A 13,809-nucleotide genomic window follows, 5' to 3' on the forward strand; every position below is an offset into this window, starting at 1 on the left:
GTGGGGCGCTTCGTGAAGATCGCCTGTAAAGGCGCATCTGGATTATTGCACTTTGGCCTTGGCCACCAGCTGGTCGCGGTACGCTGCGACTTTACGCTGGGTCAGGGATTCGGCGATCTGCGGCTTGATTTCTTCCAGCGACGGCACCTTGGCGGCGCGCGAGCCTTCCAGCTTGATCACGTGGTAGCCGAACTGGGACTGCACTGGCTTGTCGGTGATCTGGCCGTCTTTCAGGGCGACCATGGCGTCGGCAAACGGCTTCACGTAGTTGCCTGGCGCTGCCCAATCCAGGTCGCCGCCATTGGCAGCCGAGCCTGGGTCTTGCGAGGCCTTGGCCAGTTCTTCAAACTTGGCGCCGCCTTTCAGCTTGGCGATGATGTCGGTCGCTTCCTTCTCGGTTTTCACCAGGATGTGGCGAGCGTGGTATTCCTTGTCGCCCTTGGAAGCCTTGAACTGGTCGTAAGCGGATTTGATTTCTGCGTCGCTCACTGGGTTCTTCTTGACATAGTCAACCAGCAGGGCGCGGATGATGATGTCCTGGCGAGCTTGTTCCAGGGCTTCTTTCACTTCCTTGTTGGCAGCAACGCCTTGCTTGGTGGCTTCCTGCACCAGCACTTCACGGCCGATCAGGGATTTCTTGATCATGTCGCGCAGTTGTGGCGAGTCAGGCTGGCCTTGGGCAGCAGCTTGCTTGACAGCGGCTTCCATCTGGGCCGATGGGATAGCTTTACCGTTCACGGTAGCGACGTTCTGGGCAAATGCAGGGGTCGCTGCAACTGCGATCAGGGCCAACAGCAGGGTGGCTGGTTTGAATTTCATTGAGTATTTCCTTAGTTAAAATAAATCCGGCGCCGCTTGGGCGCCGGATCAGGTCCGTGACGGATTATTGTACTTTGGCTTTCTTCACCAGGGATTCCTGATAGGCCTGCAGTTTCGCGCGCATCAGGGAATCGGCGATACGTGGCTTCACTTCTTCCAGGGTAGGCAGCTTGACTGGACGGGTGTCTTCCACCTTGATCACGTGGAAACCGCTTGGGGTTTGCACTGGCTTCTCGGTAACCTGGCCTTTTTGCAGGGAAGTGAACGCGTCAGCGAAGACTTTAGGGAAGTTGGCTGGAGTGCCCCAGTCCAGGTCGCCGCCGTTGGCAGCGGAACCGGTGTCCTTGGAGTTCTTGGCCAGGTCTTCAAACTTGGCGCCGCCTTTCAGCTTGGCGATGATGTCGCTTGCTTCTTTTTCGGTTTCCACCAGGATGTGGCGCACGTGGTATTCCTTGTCGCCTTCGGCGGCAACGGCGCGGTCGTATTCAGCCTTGATTTCGGCGTCGCCAACCGGGTTCTTTTTCACGTAATCAGCAGCCAGGGCGTTCAGCATGATGTCCTGGCGAGCCTGTTCCAGAGCAGTGGTAACGTCCTTGCTCTTGGCCAGGCCTTGCTTTTCCGCTTCCTGGATCATTACTTCGCGGCCGATCAGGGACTTCTTGATCATTTCGCGCAATTGAGGGGTGTCTTGCTGCTGGCCTTGGGCAACGACTTGCTTGACCAGGGCGTCAACTTTGGCGGTCGGGATGGCTTTGCCATTGACGACAGCGGCGTTCTGGGCGAAAGCTGGTGCAGCGGCAACGGCGATAAGTGCGAGCAGCAAGCGGGCTGGCTTGAAAGTCATTTAGTTTAATTCCTAGGGAAAGTTTACTGAATTGCGGGGATTTTGGGCTGGTTCGCCGAGATGTCTCTACTATTCAACGATCGAGGTTCTTTTTGATGTTTCCCAAAAACTCCGCGCATATCATACTTCGGACGGTGCCAATGCGGTAATGGCCAATGCATGAATTTCTTTATGCATCATATCGTGCACGGAATCATACACCAGACGATGGCGCATGACGAGTTTCACACCTTCGAATTTAGTAGAGACAATTTTCAGCCTGTAATGTCCGCCGCCGGAGGCTGCGCCGGCATGGCCGGCATGCAGCGCGGATTCATCTTCCAGCACGATTTCCGATGGCGCCAGCGAGGCTTCCAGGCGCTCGCGAATCCTGGCAAGGCGCGGGTCGCTCATGCTTCATCCTTAATATGTTTAGAGAGGTAGAAAGCCTGTGCGATAAAGAACACCAGCATCAAACCGGTAACTCCGAAAGCCTTGAAATTGACCCAGGCGTCGTTATCGGACTTGAACAGGATGAAGGCGACAAAGAGGTTCACAAAACCCAGCACCAGCCAGAAGGTAATCCACATGAAATGCAGGCGCACCCAGACATGTTCCGGCAGTTGGACCTGCTTTTCCATCGCCAGGCGGATCATGTTTTTATCGAAGAAGCGGTACGCCACCAGCATGGCCGTCGCAAGCGACCAGTAAATAATGGTTGGCTTCCACTTGATAAAGTCATCGTCGTGGAAATAGATGGTCATGCCGCCGAATACGATAAACACTACCAGGGAAACCCATAGAGCCCCGTCGACCTTCTTGCGCCGGGCCAGCAGATATAACACCTGGGCAGCGGTGCCGATAATGCCGACAATAGTCGCGACCACGATCGGCGCCTGCGATGCCGGAATCGCTCCGCCGGAAACCAGGCCGCCAAGATGGGCATTCAGCATGGCATGCGCGGCCTCCTGGTGACTGCCGGCAAATTTGTAGCTGACAAAAAACAGGATCAGCGGAAACAGGTCAAAAATAATCTTCATCTTTTCAAGGCTTCGGTTCAAAGCGCAGCGAGGCCGAATTAATGCAATAGCGCAATCCGGTCGGCGGCGGGCCATCAGGGAAGACGTGGCCCAGGTGGGCATCACATACTGCACAGATGATTTCGGTGCGCAGCATACCATGCGAGCGATCCGTTTTCTCTATGATATTCGCAGGATCGAGCGCCTTGAAGTAACTCGGCCAGCCGCAGCCGGAATCGAATTTGGCATCCGACTCGAAAAGCGGGGTGTTGCAGCATACGCAGGTGTAAATGCCATGCTCGTGGTGGTCCCAGAACTTGCCCGTAAATGCGCGCTCGGTGGCGGCATGGCGGGTAACCTGGTATTCCATCGGGTCGAGCTGGGCGCGCCATTCGGCATCGGTCTTGACAACTTTGTCGCTCATTGTTGATCTCTCACGAAGAGCAGCTTACCGAGAGCTGGCTGGACCAGTCTGGCGGAAAGCCTGCATATTGTTCATTCTCTGCTTGTTCGTCGAAGGGGCGTTCGAGCAGGGTCAAGAGGCGCTCGACTTCGGAAAAGTCCTTATTTTGCGCCTTTTCGATGGCGAGCTGTGCCATATAGTTTCGCAGCACATACTTGGGATTGACCTGATCCATCGCAAGTTTGCGCGCAGCATCGTCGCTGTTTTCGGCGCGCAGGCGCGCACGATAAGCTTCGGCCCATTGATCGAAAGCGGGGCGATCGATGAACAAGTCGCGCAAGGGTTCGTCGCCTTCCGAGCTGCCGGCGCGCAAGGCGCTCAGGCGGCGGAAGAAAATCGTGAAGTCAGTGTGGTTGGCTTGCAGGATGGCAAACAGGCCGTCAAGCAGTTCGCGGTCGCCTTCTTGCGTGGTAGCCAAACCGAGCTTGGCATGCAGCAGCTGATCGATGTGACGCGCGAACTCCGGCTGGTAGACGTCGAGCGCTTCCTGGGTCAGTTCGACTTCGCCAATCAGCGGCAACAAGGCTTGCGCGAGGGCGTAGCAGTTCCAGTGACCGATCTGCGGCTGGTTGGAATACGAGTAACGGCCACGCTCGTCGCTATGGTTGCAGATCTGGTTGGCGTCGAATCCGTCCATGAAACCGAAGGGGCCGTAATCGAGAGTCAGCCCCAGGATCGACATATTGTCGGAATTCATTACACCATGCATGAAGCCTACTGCTTGCCAGTGCGCAATCATGCGCGCGGTGCGGCGGGTCACTTCTTCCAGCAAGGCAGCGTACGGGTTTTCCTCGTCGCGCAGGGAAGGGTAGAAGCGGTCGATGACGTAATCGGCTAATTGCTTGAGTTCATCCGGCTTGCGATTGTAGTACCAGTGTTCAAAAGAACCAAACCGGATGAAGGTTGGGGCCATGCGGACGACGACGGCCGCGGTTTCGATCGATTCGCGCACGATTCCCTGGTCAGAACCGACTACCGACAAGGCGCGGGTGGTCGGGATGCCGAGGCCATGCATCGCTTCCGAGCACAGGAACTCACGGATGGACGAGCGCAGCACGGCGCGTCCATCGCCCATCCTCGAGTATGGCGTCATGCCGGCGCCTTTCAGCTGCAACTCGATCGGGCCCTCGGGAGTGGCTAGATCGCCGAGCAGGATGGCACGCCCGTCGCCGAGCTGGCCGGCCCAGACGCCAAACTGGTGGCCGGAATAGACAGCCGCAAGCGGCTTCGAACGCTCCGCGAGGCGGTTGCCGGTCAGGATATCAACCGCTTCTTGCGTCGCCAGCGTTGCTGGTTCAAGACCAATGAGACGTGCAGCCGCAGGACTCAGCCCAACAAGGTAAGGCGCCGGCAATGGAGTCGGCATCAGGTGAGTGTAGAACGCTGGCGGCAAACCTGCGAAGGAATTTTCAAACTGGAAGTTAGTAGCGCTCATGTCCAGCGCATTTTAACGCAGGCACCCGATGCCGTCTTGCGCCCTAAGGGAAACCTAAGTTTCCGTACGAAATCAGTGGTGACTTTCATGTCAATGTCGAGAATTCTTACAATTTTTGGGGTCAAGATTTAACTGCTGAGGTTAACCGATTGATTTCGTTGGTGAGTAACTTTTAGGCACGCTATATGCGTATAGGAGTTCGTACCATAATAAAAGGGGGTGTAACATGAAAAGTATCAAAACTGCGCTGGGTGTCTTGGGAGCAGCACTGCTGATGGGGGTTGCTCCTTTGTCTCATGCGGGCGAATGGACGCTCAATTTTAATAACGCCAACGTCTACACCGGAGACGCGCCACCCCTGCAGTCTGGGGCGACCGCAACCGACTCGTGGGCGCAACTGAAGTTTACCGACTATGGCACGAATTATGTGGACATCAGCCTGAGCGTCGCAACCGGCGTGCTGGAGTCTGGCATCTATGTGAACGACTGGTGGTTCAACGGTGATGCACTGGCCCAGACCGGAACGTTCTCCTTGTTAAGCGGGGTGAACGCCAACACCAGCATCTGCTCGGATTGCCAGAACGGAACCGGGTCCGGCAGCTACGATGGTGTGTTCCATTTTGTGAATGCGAACCCGGGTGAGCTGGCGCAGGGGAACGAATCGGTCTGGCGTCTCTCTGTCGACCTAAGCGAGACGCTAAGCGTCAATGATTTCATGTTCCTGTCGTGCATGCCAGGCCGTACCTGCGGAACGGACGGCTTGTTTGCAGCAGTGCATGTCCAGGGCTATGCATCTTCCGCTAAATCCGGTGCCTGCGTGGACGGAGAAGAAAACTGCAATCCGCCTGAATGCCCTCCAGGCGACACACGTCCGGAATGCGGAGGCGGTGAACAGGAAATTCCAGAGCCTGCTACGTTGGCTATATTCGGTGTCGGCCTGCTGGGTTTGGCGCTCAGCCGCCGACGCAGTATCCGCTGATCGCGACCTGATGAAAAAAACGGCAGCCAAGGCTGCCGTTTTTCATTGGAGAGCCGCTTACTTGCGTACGCTCACGCTGCTGGCAGCAGTGTTACCGGCGCGATCACGTGCGACTGCTTTCAGGGTATGGCTGCCGTTGCTGGGTTTCCAGCTGTAGGCCATGCTCGATCCGCTGCCCGAAGCAACCAGCGCGCCGTCCACGTAAAGCGACATCGAAATCCCAGCCGCGCCGCTATTGTCCGATGCATTCACGGTAACGTTGACGTTGCCGTGAACGGTGCCGCCATTGCTTGGGTTGGTGATAGCCACAACGGGCGCAACCGTGTCGGTCGTCGGAGAAATGGTGGTGGTACTGTTCGAGACGTTCACGCTGACTGGCGTGGAAGAGGTCACATTGCCGGCAGCATCACGCGCGACGGCCGTCAGGGTTGCCATACCGTTGGCAACGCCTTTGGAATCCCACGCAAAGCTAAATGGGCTGCTCGCATCGCTCGCTACCACCGTGCTATTGACTTTCAAGTCCACGCGCGCCACGCCGACGTTATCAGCAGCGTTGACGTTGACCGAGACGATGCCCGACACCGTGCTGCTGCCCAGCGGGGCAGCGATCGAGACCGTTGGCGCAGTGGTGTCGGCCGTGGTTGTGGTACCCGCAGCTTTTGCTACGGCAGCCGAAGCATTCACACGGCCATAGCCGAAGTAGATGTCGCGGCCGGCAGTGCCCAGGTCGACAGCGGTGGTGAACAGGATGCTCTTCACCTGGTCTGCGCTCAGGGAAGGATTGGCCGACATCACCAGGGCTGCCACCGCTGCGGCGACCGGGCTGGCGAAGGAGGTGCCATTGACCGCGCCGTAGCCGCCACCCTGGACAGTGGTGTAGATGCCCACGCCCGGCGCCGACAGCGCGACAAAGGCGCCATAGCTGGAGAAGCTGGCACGGTTGTCGGCCGAATCGGTGGCCGAGACCGGGATCATGGTGTCGGTCGGGGTGAAGCCTTCATCGCGGTTGTAGTTGCCGGCCGAGACGAACAGCAGGCCGCCCTTGCCTTTGAGGTAGTTGGCAGCGCTTTGCACGGCCGAGCTGGTTGGCACGTTGGCGTAGCTGATGTTGACCACGCGGGCGCCGTGGTCGGCAGCCCAGGTCACGCCGCTGGCCATGGTCGAGAAGTAGGCGTAGCAGGTGCCGGAATTGTTGTAGGCAATGCGCACTGGCATGATCCTGGCTTGGCCCGCCACGCCGGCGACGCCGATGGCGTTATTGGACGCAGCTGCCGCGGAGCCGGCAGCCTTGGTGCCGTGGCCGCAGACGTCGGCGGTGTTGGTGTTATTGTCGTAGGTGTTATAGCCTGCTACCAGGCGGCCCGAGAAGTCGGGGTGGCTTGCGTCAACGCCCGAATCCAGGATGGCAATGGTGATGTTGCCGCCCTGTGTCTTGTCCCACGCGGCGCTGGCGCCGATCTTTCCGATGTGCCATTCGCTGCCCAGGTAAGGGTCGTTGGTGGTCGCGCTGACTTCCACACGCTGGTCAAGTTCGGCGAACTTGAAATGGGGATTGTGTTTCAGCTTGTTGGCAATCGCCCTCTCGGAGCCATGCGGCACGTCAATAATATGGATATTGCTCTGACCAAGCTTCTGGGCCTTGCCGGCGCCATGGCCTTTCAAGTCTTTGGCGAACTCATCGGCAGTCAAGCCTGCCTGAGGTTCGACCAGGATACGGCCGGGAGCAAAATCAGTATCGTTGCCTGGGGCTGCAAATACGATAGGGGCGGCGCCAGCGAGGATGAGGGTGGCGATGCAGGTGCGGTTCTTCATTAAAGCAGATCCTTTTTCAAGGTTTCAGAAAAAAGGACTGCCGGCCACTCCCAAGGGAGTAGTTGGAGAGCACACCGGGGACATCAGGGGCACCTGTGTATCTGGCAGTCCAGCCGTCATGGACGCTTGCGCGTCGTTAGACCGTTGACTTTGCGTCCCGTGCTTTCGCGCGGTTTGCCTTTGTCAGACTTCAGGTTCGATAGTAATTCACGATTTACCGCGAGGCAAATGAAATTTCCCTCAAATTACATCCTGATACAAATCCGTCTGAGCATTTGTGCAAAGTTGGCTTGCAGGATTGTAGCGATTAATAATATTCAGTCAAATCAAAGGGTTAATTAATGTCGCGAAGAAATTGATATTAACTTCATTTCATTTGATATGGAGTTAATTGATATTTCCAGCGGCTAATAAAAAAAGGCCCGGCAGAGCCGGGCCCAAACAGGGTATTTATATTAATTAGCGGGTTACCTGGACGCTGGTGGTCGAGGTATTGCCGGCAGCATCCCTGGCCACGGCTTGCACGGTGTGGGTGCCGCTGGCGAGCTTGCGGGTGTTCCAGCTGTAGGACAGCGAAGAGCCGGCGCCGGAAGCCTTCAGTTGGCCGTCGATGTACACGCTCATGTTGATGCCGGCAGCGCCGCTGTTGTCCGAAGCGTTGACGGTGACGTTGACGGTACCGGAAACAGCGCCCGAAGTCGGGTTGGTGATGGCGACCACCGGGGCAGTGGTATCGGCTACCACGGCTGGAGCAGCGTTGGACACGTTGACCGACACGGTGCTGGAGGTGGCGACGTTGCCGGCTGCATCGTAAGCGATGGCGATCAGGTTGTTCATGCCGTTGGCTACACCGGCAGAATCCCAGCTGAAGGCATAGGGGCCGGCGCTGTCCGAAGCGACCACGGTGCCGTTGACTTTCAGGTCGACGCGGGCCACGCCCACGTTGTCGGCGGCGTTCACGCCGATCGAGACCAGGCCGGAGACGGTGCTGCCGCCTACTGGATTGGCAATGGCCACGGTCGGTGCGGTGGTGTCGGGAGCCGGTGCGGCCTTGGCGGCGGCCACGGCGGCGGCGGCATTGACGCGGCCGTAACCGAAATAGATGTCGCGGCCGGCAGTGCCCAGGTCGACAGCGGTGGTGAACAGGATGCTCTTCACCTGGTCTGCGCTCAGCGATGGATTGGCTGCCATCACCAGGGCCGCGACGCCGGCGGCAACCGGGCTGGCGAAGGAGGTGCCGTTGACCGCGCCGTAGCCGCCACCCTGGACGGTGGTATAGATGCCCGCGCCCGGCGCCGACAGCGCGACAAAGGCGCCGTAGCTGGAGAAGCTGGCACGGTTGTCGGCCGAATCGGTGGCCGAGACCGGGATCATGGTGTCGGTCGGGGTGAAGCCTTCATCGCGGTTGTAGTTGCCGGCCGAGACGAACAGCAGGCCGCCCTTGCCTTTGAGGTAATTGGCAGCGCTTTGCACGGCCGAGCTGGTTGGCACGTTGGCGTAGCTGATGTTGACCACGCGGGCGCCGTGGTCGGCAGCCCAGGTCACGCCGCTGGCCATGGTCGAGAAGTAAGCGTAGCAGGTGCCGGAATTGTTGTAGGCAATGCGCACTGGCATGATCCTGGCCTGGCCCGCCACGCCGGCCACGCCGGTGGTGTTGTTGATGGTGGCCGCCGCGGAGCCGGCAGCCTTGGTGCCGTGGCCGCAGACGTCGGCGGTATTGGTGTTGTTGTCGTAGGCGTTGTAACCGGCGACGGCGTTGCCGGCCAGGTCAGGGTGGGCCGAATCCATGCCCGAGTCCAGGATGGCGATGGTCACGCCGCTGCCTTGGGTGTTGTCCCAGGCGGTGCTGGCGCCGATCTTGTTGATGTGCCATTCGCTGCCCAGGTAAGGGTCGTTGGCGGTGGCGGACACTGGCACGCGCTGGTCCAGCTCGGCAAACTTGAAGTGCGGGTTGTTCTTCAGCTTGGCAGCGATGGCTTTTTCCGAACCGTGCGCCACATCGATCACGTGGATATTGCTCTGGCCCAGCTTGCGGGCCTTGCCGGCGCCGCTGGACTTGAGGATCTTGTCCATTTCCGTCACGGTCAGGCCGGCACGCGGTTCGGCGATGATGCGGCCCTGGGCGTAGTCTTCCGCTTGCGCGGCGAAGGCTGGGGCAGCCAGGGTAGCGATGGCGGTGGCGATGGCTGCGGAGATGGTGGTGATGGTTTTCATGGTGCGAGTCCCTGTTTTCAAAAAATAAAAAACGAGGACTGCCCGCCGGTCTTTGCCGGTAGAAGACTGCATCACAAAGCGCACTGGGCTACTACCCGGTGGCAGGGATACTTTTGTCTGGCAGTCCTGCCGTCATGGGGCCGAAGCCCGTTAGACCGATGACTTTGCGTCCCACAGTTTCCCGTGGTTTGCCCTTATCAGATCTTGCTGTACGGAATCTTAGTCAAGCAATTGCCGCGTGGCAAGCGGATTTTAAAAACTTTTTTTGAATGTCGCAATTAAGTCTGGACTATTAGAAACACCTATTAATTCAAAGACTTGGATTATTTCTTATGGTCACTTTTACTTTCGAAGTCTCAATATTGAAGATTAATAAAAAAAGCCCGGCCGAGGCCGGGCTGAAACAGGGTATTGATATTAATTAGCGGGTTACCTGGACGCTGGTGGTCGAGGTATTGCCGGCAGCATCCCTGGCCACGGCTTGCACGGTGTGGGTGCCGCTGGCGAGCTTGCGGGTGTTCCAGCTGTAGGACAGCGAAGAGCCGGCGCCGGAAGCCTTCAGTTGGCCGTCGATGTACACGCTCATGTTGATGCCGGCAGCGCCGCTGTTGTCCGAAGCGTTGACGGTGACGTTGACGGTACCGGAAACAGCGCCCGAAGTCGGGTTGGTGATGGCGACCACCGGGGCAGTGGTATCGGCTACCACGGCTGGAGCAGCGTTGGACACGTTGACCGACACGGTGCTGGAGGTGGCGACGTTGCCGGCTGCATCGTAAGCGATGGCGATCAGGTTGTTCATGCCGTTGGCTACACCGGCAGAATCCCAGCTGAAGGCATAGGGGCCGGCGCTGTCCGAAGCGACCACGGTGCCGTTGACTTTCAGGTCGACGCGGGCCACGCCCACGTTGTCGGCGGCGTTCACGCCGATCGAGACCAGGCCGGAGACGGTGCTGCCGCCTACTGGATTGGCAATGGCCACGGTCGGTGCGGTGGTGTCGGGAGCCGGTGCGGCCTTGGCGGCGGCCACGGCGGCGGCGGCATTGACGCGGCCGTAACCGAAATAGATGTCGCGGCCGGCAGTGCCCAGGTCGACAGCGGTGGTGAACAGGATGCTCTTCACCTGGTCTGCGCTCAGTGATGGATTGGCTGCCATCACCAGGGCCGCCACGCCGGCGGCAACCGGGCTGGCGAAGGAGGTGCCGTTGACTGCGCCGTAGCCGCCACCCTGGACGGTGGTATAGATGCCCGCGCCCGGCGCCGACAGCGCGACAAAGGCGCCGTAGCTGGAGAAGCTGGCACGGTTGTCGGCCGAATCGGTGGCCGAGACCGGGATCATGGTGTCGGTCGGGGTGAAGCCTTCATCGCGGTTGTAGTTGCCGGCCGAGACGAACAGCAGGCCGCCCTTGCCTTTGAGGTAATTGGCAGCGCTTTGCACGGCCGAGCTGGTTGGCACGTTGGCGTAGCTGATGTTGACCACGCGGGCGCCGTGGTCGGCAGCCCAGGTCACGCCGCTGGCCATGGTCGAGAAGTAAGCGTAGCAGGTGCCGGAATTGTTGTAGGCAATGCGCACTGGCATGATCCTGGCCTGGCCCGCCACGCCGGCCACGCCGGTGGTGTTGTTAATGGTGGCCGCCGCGGAGCCGGCAGCCTTGGTGCCGTGGCCGCAGACGTCGGCGGTATTGGTGTTGTTGTCGTAGGCGTTGTAACCGGCGACGGCGTTGCCGGCCAGGTCAGGGTGGGCCGAATCCATGCCCGAGTCCAGGATGGCGATGGTCACGCCGCTGCCTTGGGTGTTGTCCCAGGCGGTGCTGGCGCCGATCTTGTTGATGTGCCATTCGCTGCCCAGGTAAGGGTCGTTGGCGGTGGCGGACACTGCCACGCGCTGGTCCAGCTCGGCAAACTTGAAGTGCGGGTTGTTCTTCAGCTTGGCAGCGATGGCTTTTTCCGAACCGTGCGCCACATCGATCACATGGATATTGCTCTGGCCCAGCTTGCGGGCCTTGCCGGCGCCGCTGGACTTGAGGATCTTGTCCATTTCCGTCACGGTCAGGCCGGCACGCGGTTCGGCGATGATGCGGCCCTGGGCGTAGTCTTCCGCTTGCGCGGCGAAGGCTGGGGCAGCCAGGGTAGCGATGGCGGTGGCGATGGCTGCGGAGATGGTGGTGATGGTTTTCATGGTGCGAGTCCCTGTTTTCAAAAAATAAAAAACGAGGACTGCCCGCCGGTCTTTGCCGGTAGAAGACTGCATCACAAAGCGCACTGGGCTACTACCCGGTGGCAGGGATACTTTTGTCTGGCAGTCCTGCCGTCATGGGGCCGAAGCCCGTTAGACCGATGACTTTGCGTCCCACAGTTTCCCGTGGTTTGCCCTTATCAGATCTTGCTGTACGGAATCTTAGTCAAGCAATTGCCGTGTGGCAAGCGGATTTTAAAAACTTTTTTTGAATGTCGCAATTAAGTCTGGACTATTAGAAACACCTATTAATTCAAAGACTAGGAATATTTCCCACTGTTACTTCAACTTTCGTAGTTACAATAATGTCTTTAAATAAAAAGCCCGGCTTTGGCCGGGCGTATTCAGAGGAGAAATGAATGGGAGCGGCTTATCTGGAAGCCGCTCCATTGGCCACATTCACCTGGGAAACGGTGGAAGTGTCGGCATTGCCGGCTGCATCGTAGGCGATCACGGCCAGGCTGTTCATTCCGTTGGCAACGCCATTGGAATTCCAGCTGAAGCCGTACGGGGCGGACGTGTCGGAGGCGACGACGGTACCGTTCACTTTCAGGTCGACACGAACGACACCCTTGTCATCGGATGCGGCCAGGTCAATTGCAACCAGGCCGGAAACAGTGATGCTCCCCTCGGGGCTGAGGATGGACACGGTCGGCGCGACAGTATCAGCTGCCGGCGCCGCCAGGGCGGCAGCAACGGCGCCCGCTGCATTCACCCGTCCAAAGCCGAAGTAGATGTCACGCCCGGCAGTTCCAAGATCGATCGCAGTATTGAACAGGATGTCCTGGACCTGGTCGGGCGTCAGTACAGGATTAGCGGACATGACCAGCGCCGCAACAGCAGCGGCAATCGGGCTTGAAAAAGAGGTGCCGTTGACGCCGCCGTAGCCGCCTCCGCTCACCGTCGTGTAAATGCCCAAGCCTGGTGCAGACAACGCGACGAAAGCGCCGTAGCTCGAGAAACTGGCCCGGGCATCGTTGGGATCAGTGGCTGAAACCGGGACCATGGTATTCGTCGGCGTAAAGCCTTCGTTGCGGTTGTAATTGCCGGCTGAAACGAAAAGCAGGCCGCCTTTGCTGCGCAGGTAATTCGCTGCGCTTTGCACTGCCGAGCTGGTCGGAACGCTGGCGTAGCTGATATTGGCCACGCGGGCCCCGTGATCGGCTGCCCAGGTCAGCCCGCTCGCCATGGTCGAGAAATAAGCGTAGCACGAGCCTGCACTGACGAAGGCGATGCGGATCGGCATGATTTTGGCCCGGCCGGCCACGCCGGCGACGCCGAGCGCATTATTGCTTATTGCAGCTGCAGTGCCCGCGACCTTGGTGCCGTGGCCGCAGACGTCGGCGGTATTGGTATTGTCGTCGTAGGCGTTATAGCCAGCAACGAGGTTGCCCGCCAAGTCCGCATGGCCTGAATCGACACCCGAATCCAGGATGGCGATGGTGACGCCCGCTCCCTGGCTCGAATCCCAGGCGGTATTGGCCGCAATCTTGTTGATGTGCCACTCGCTGCCGAGATAGGGGTCGTTGGCTGTTGTGGCGACCGGTACTGCCCGGTCAAGTTCAGCAAATTTGAAGTGTGGATTGTGCTTCAGCTTATTGACCATGGCCCGTTCGGCGCCCACAGGTACCACAAGTACGTGAATATTGCTCTGTCCGAGCTTGTGCGCCCGGTTGCCGCCGTTCTCTTTGAAAATTTGCGACACCACTTCCATTGTCAAGCCTGCGCGCGGCTCAACAAGAACGCGGCCGGAGGCAAAAAATTCAGGCTGCGCGGCACTGGCGGATGTATTAAAGGCGGTGGAAAGCGTTGCGATTGCAAGACAATGGGCAATGATCTGTTTCATGATGCAAGTCCCTGTTTTCAAATGGTTTTAAAAAACGAGAACTGCTGTGCCTGGTGTTTGAACGATATTATGCGGACCATTAATGTTGGGCAAGCGTATTTTTAAAAGATGAAGTCACTGGCGGAGAAATCTGATTTATACCTGATTGATATTTATTCGATGAAAG

General features: G+C 58.6%; 11 protein-coding genes and 3 riboswitches. Of the genes, 1 reads left to right on the forward strand and 10 read right to left on the reverse strand.

All coding sequences use genetic code 11. The features are described from left to right. Nucleotides 1-42: 42 nt before the first annotated feature. The 6 genes from ACN9MY_RS16850 to ACN9MY_RS16875 all read right to left on the reverse strand — a co-directional run bounded on the left by ACN9MY_RS16850 (nt 43) and on the right by ACN9MY_RS16875 (nt 4,559). Nucleotides 43-819, reverse strand: a complete 777-nt coding sequence (locus ACN9MY_RS16850) for a peptidylprolyl isomerase (protein ID WP_426161553.1) — start codon at nt 817-819, stop codon at nt 43-45. A gap of 64 nt (nt 820-883) precedes the next feature. Further along, nucleotides 884-1,663 (reverse strand): peptidylprolyl isomerase, encoded by a 780-nt coding sequence (locus tag ACN9MY_RS16855; protein WP_426161554.1) that lies wholly within the window; start codon nt 1,661-1,663, stop codon nt 884-886. A 120-nt stretch (nt 1,664-1,783) separates the two neighbouring features. Continuing rightward, the gene (locus ACN9MY_RS16860; RefSeq protein WP_426161555.1) at nt 1,784-2,056 is read right to left on the reverse strand and encodes a BolA family protein; all 273 of its coding nucleotides are present in this window, start codon (nt 2,054-2,056) and stop codon (nt 1,784-1,786) included. Next, the gene (locus ACN9MY_RS16865) at nt 2,053-2,703 is read right to left on the reverse strand and encodes a septation protein A (protein WP_426335804.1); all 651 of its coding nucleotides are present in this window, start codon (nt 2,701-2,703) and stop codon (nt 2,053-2,055) included. Before ACN9MY_RS16865 ends, ACN9MY_RS16860 begins: the two co-directional genes overlap by 4 nt. Continuing rightward, nucleotides 2,687-3,085: a peptide-methionine (R)-S-oxide reductase MsrB gene (msrB, locus tag ACN9MY_RS16870; protein ID WP_426161557.1), complete on the reverse strand. Its 399-nt coding sequence runs from the start codon at nt 3,083-3,085 to the stop codon at nt 2,687-2,689. The genes ACN9MY_RS16865 and msrB overlap by 17 nt, the downstream gene beginning before the upstream one ends. A gap of 10 nt (nt 3,086-3,095) precedes the next feature. Next, on the reverse strand, nt 3,096-4,559 hold the full coding sequence (locus ACN9MY_RS16875) for a protein adenylyltransferase SelO (RefSeq protein ID WP_426318003.1): 1,464 nt from the start codon (nt 4,557-4,559) through the stop codon (nt 3,096-3,098). A gap of 226 nt (nt 4,560-4,785) precedes the next feature. Here ACN9MY_RS16875 and ACN9MY_RS16880 point away from each other — a divergent pair, with 226 nt between their 5' ends. Beyond that, nucleotides 4,786-5,538 carry a PEP-CTERM sorting domain-containing protein gene (locus ACN9MY_RS16880; protein ID WP_426318004.1) on the forward strand — a complete coding sequence of 251 codons (753 nt, stop codon included), beginning with the start codon at nt 4,786-4,788 and terminating at the stop codon, nt 5,536-5,538. Nucleotides 5,539-5,595: 57 nt separating this feature from the next. Here the strand turns inward: ACN9MY_RS16880 and ACN9MY_RS16885 are convergent, their stop codons facing one another. From ACN9MY_RS16885 to ACN9MY_RS16900, 4 genes are all read right to left on the reverse strand, one after another. Beyond that, nucleotides 5,596-7,350 carry a S8 family serine peptidase gene (locus ACN9MY_RS16885; RefSeq protein ID WP_426318005.1) on the reverse strand — a complete coding sequence of 585 codons (1,755 nt, stop codon included), beginning with the start codon at nt 7,348-7,350 and terminating at the stop codon, nt 5,596-5,598. Between the two features lie 100 nt (nt 7,351-7,450). Then, nucleotides 7,451-7,539, reverse strand: a riboswitch (cyclic di-GMP riboswitch). A 270-nt stretch (nt 7,540-7,809) separates the two neighbouring features. Next, the gene (locus ACN9MY_RS16890; RefSeq protein ID WP_426335805.1) at nt 7,810-9,564 is read right to left on the reverse strand and encodes a S8 family serine peptidase; all 1,755 of its coding nucleotides are present in this window, start codon (nt 9,562-9,564) and stop codon (nt 7,810-7,812) included. 116 nt (nt 9,565-9,680) lie between these two features. Next, a riboswitch (cyclic di-GMP riboswitch) is annotated at nt 9,681-9,767 on the reverse strand. Nucleotides 9,768-9,985: 218 nt separating this feature from the next. Further along, the gene (locus tag ACN9MY_RS16895) at nt 9,986-11,740 is read right to left on the reverse strand and encodes a S8 family serine peptidase (protein WP_426335806.1); all 1,755 of its coding nucleotides are present in this window, start codon (nt 11,738-11,740) and stop codon (nt 9,986-9,988) included. A 116-nt stretch (nt 11,741-11,856) separates the two neighbouring features. Next, nucleotides 11,857-11,943, reverse strand: a riboswitch (cyclic di-GMP riboswitch). A 224-nt stretch (nt 11,944-12,167) separates the two neighbouring features. After that, nucleotides 12,168-13,643 carry a S8 family serine peptidase gene (locus ACN9MY_RS16900; RefSeq protein WP_426335807.1) on the reverse strand — a complete coding sequence of 492 codons (1,476 nt, stop codon included), beginning with the start codon at nt 13,641-13,643 and terminating at the stop codon, nt 12,168-12,170. Nucleotides 13,644-13,809: the final 166 nt, after the last annotated feature.

The sequence above is a fragment of the Pseudoduganella sp. R-31 genome (assembly GCF_049913235.1).
Lineage (GTDB): Bacteria > Pseudomonadota > Gammaproteobacteria > Burkholderiales > Burkholderiaceae_D > Rugamonas.

Excerpts from the sequence above, each read along its gene's own strand:
- ACN9MY_RS16880 (WP_426318004.1), top strand. The coding sequence starts at position 4,786 with ATGAAAAGTATCAAAACTGCGCTGGGTGTCTTGGGAGCAGCACTGCTG.
- ACN9MY_RS16860 (WP_426161555.1), bottom strand. The coding sequence starts at position 2,056 with ATGAGCGACCCGCGCCTTGCCAGGATTCGCGAGCGCCTGGAAGCCTCG.
- msrB (WP_426161557.1), bottom strand. The coding sequence starts at position 3,085 with ATGAGCGACAAAGTTGTCAAGACCGATGCCGAATGGCGCGCCCAGCTC.
- ACN9MY_RS16875 (WP_426318003.1), bottom strand. The coding sequence starts at position 4,559 with ATGAGCGCTACTAACTTCCAGTTTGAAAATTCCTTCGCAGGTTTGCCG.
- ACN9MY_RS16895 (WP_426335806.1), bottom strand. The coding sequence starts at position 11,740 with ATGAAAACCATCACCACCATCTCCGCAGCCATCGCCACCGCCATCGCT.
- ACN9MY_RS16890 (WP_426335805.1), bottom strand. The coding sequence starts at position 9,564 with ATGAAAACCATCACCACCATCTCCGCAGCCATCGCCACCGCCATCGCT.
- ACN9MY_RS16900 (WP_426335807.1), bottom strand. The coding sequence starts at position 13,643 with ATGAAACAGATCATTGCCCATTGTCTTGCAATCGCAACGCTTTCCACC.
- ACN9MY_RS16855 (WP_426161554.1), bottom strand. The coding sequence starts at position 1,663 with ATGACTTTCAAGCCAGCCCGCTTGCTGCTCGCACTTATCGCCGTTGCC.
- ACN9MY_RS16885 (WP_426318005.1), bottom strand. The coding sequence starts at position 7,350 with ATGAAGAACCGCACCTGCATCGCCACCCTCATCCTCGCTGGCGCCGCC.
- ACN9MY_RS16850 (WP_426161553.1), bottom strand. The coding sequence starts at position 819 with ATGAAATTCAAACCAGCCACCCTGCTGTTGGCCCTGATCGCAGTTGCA.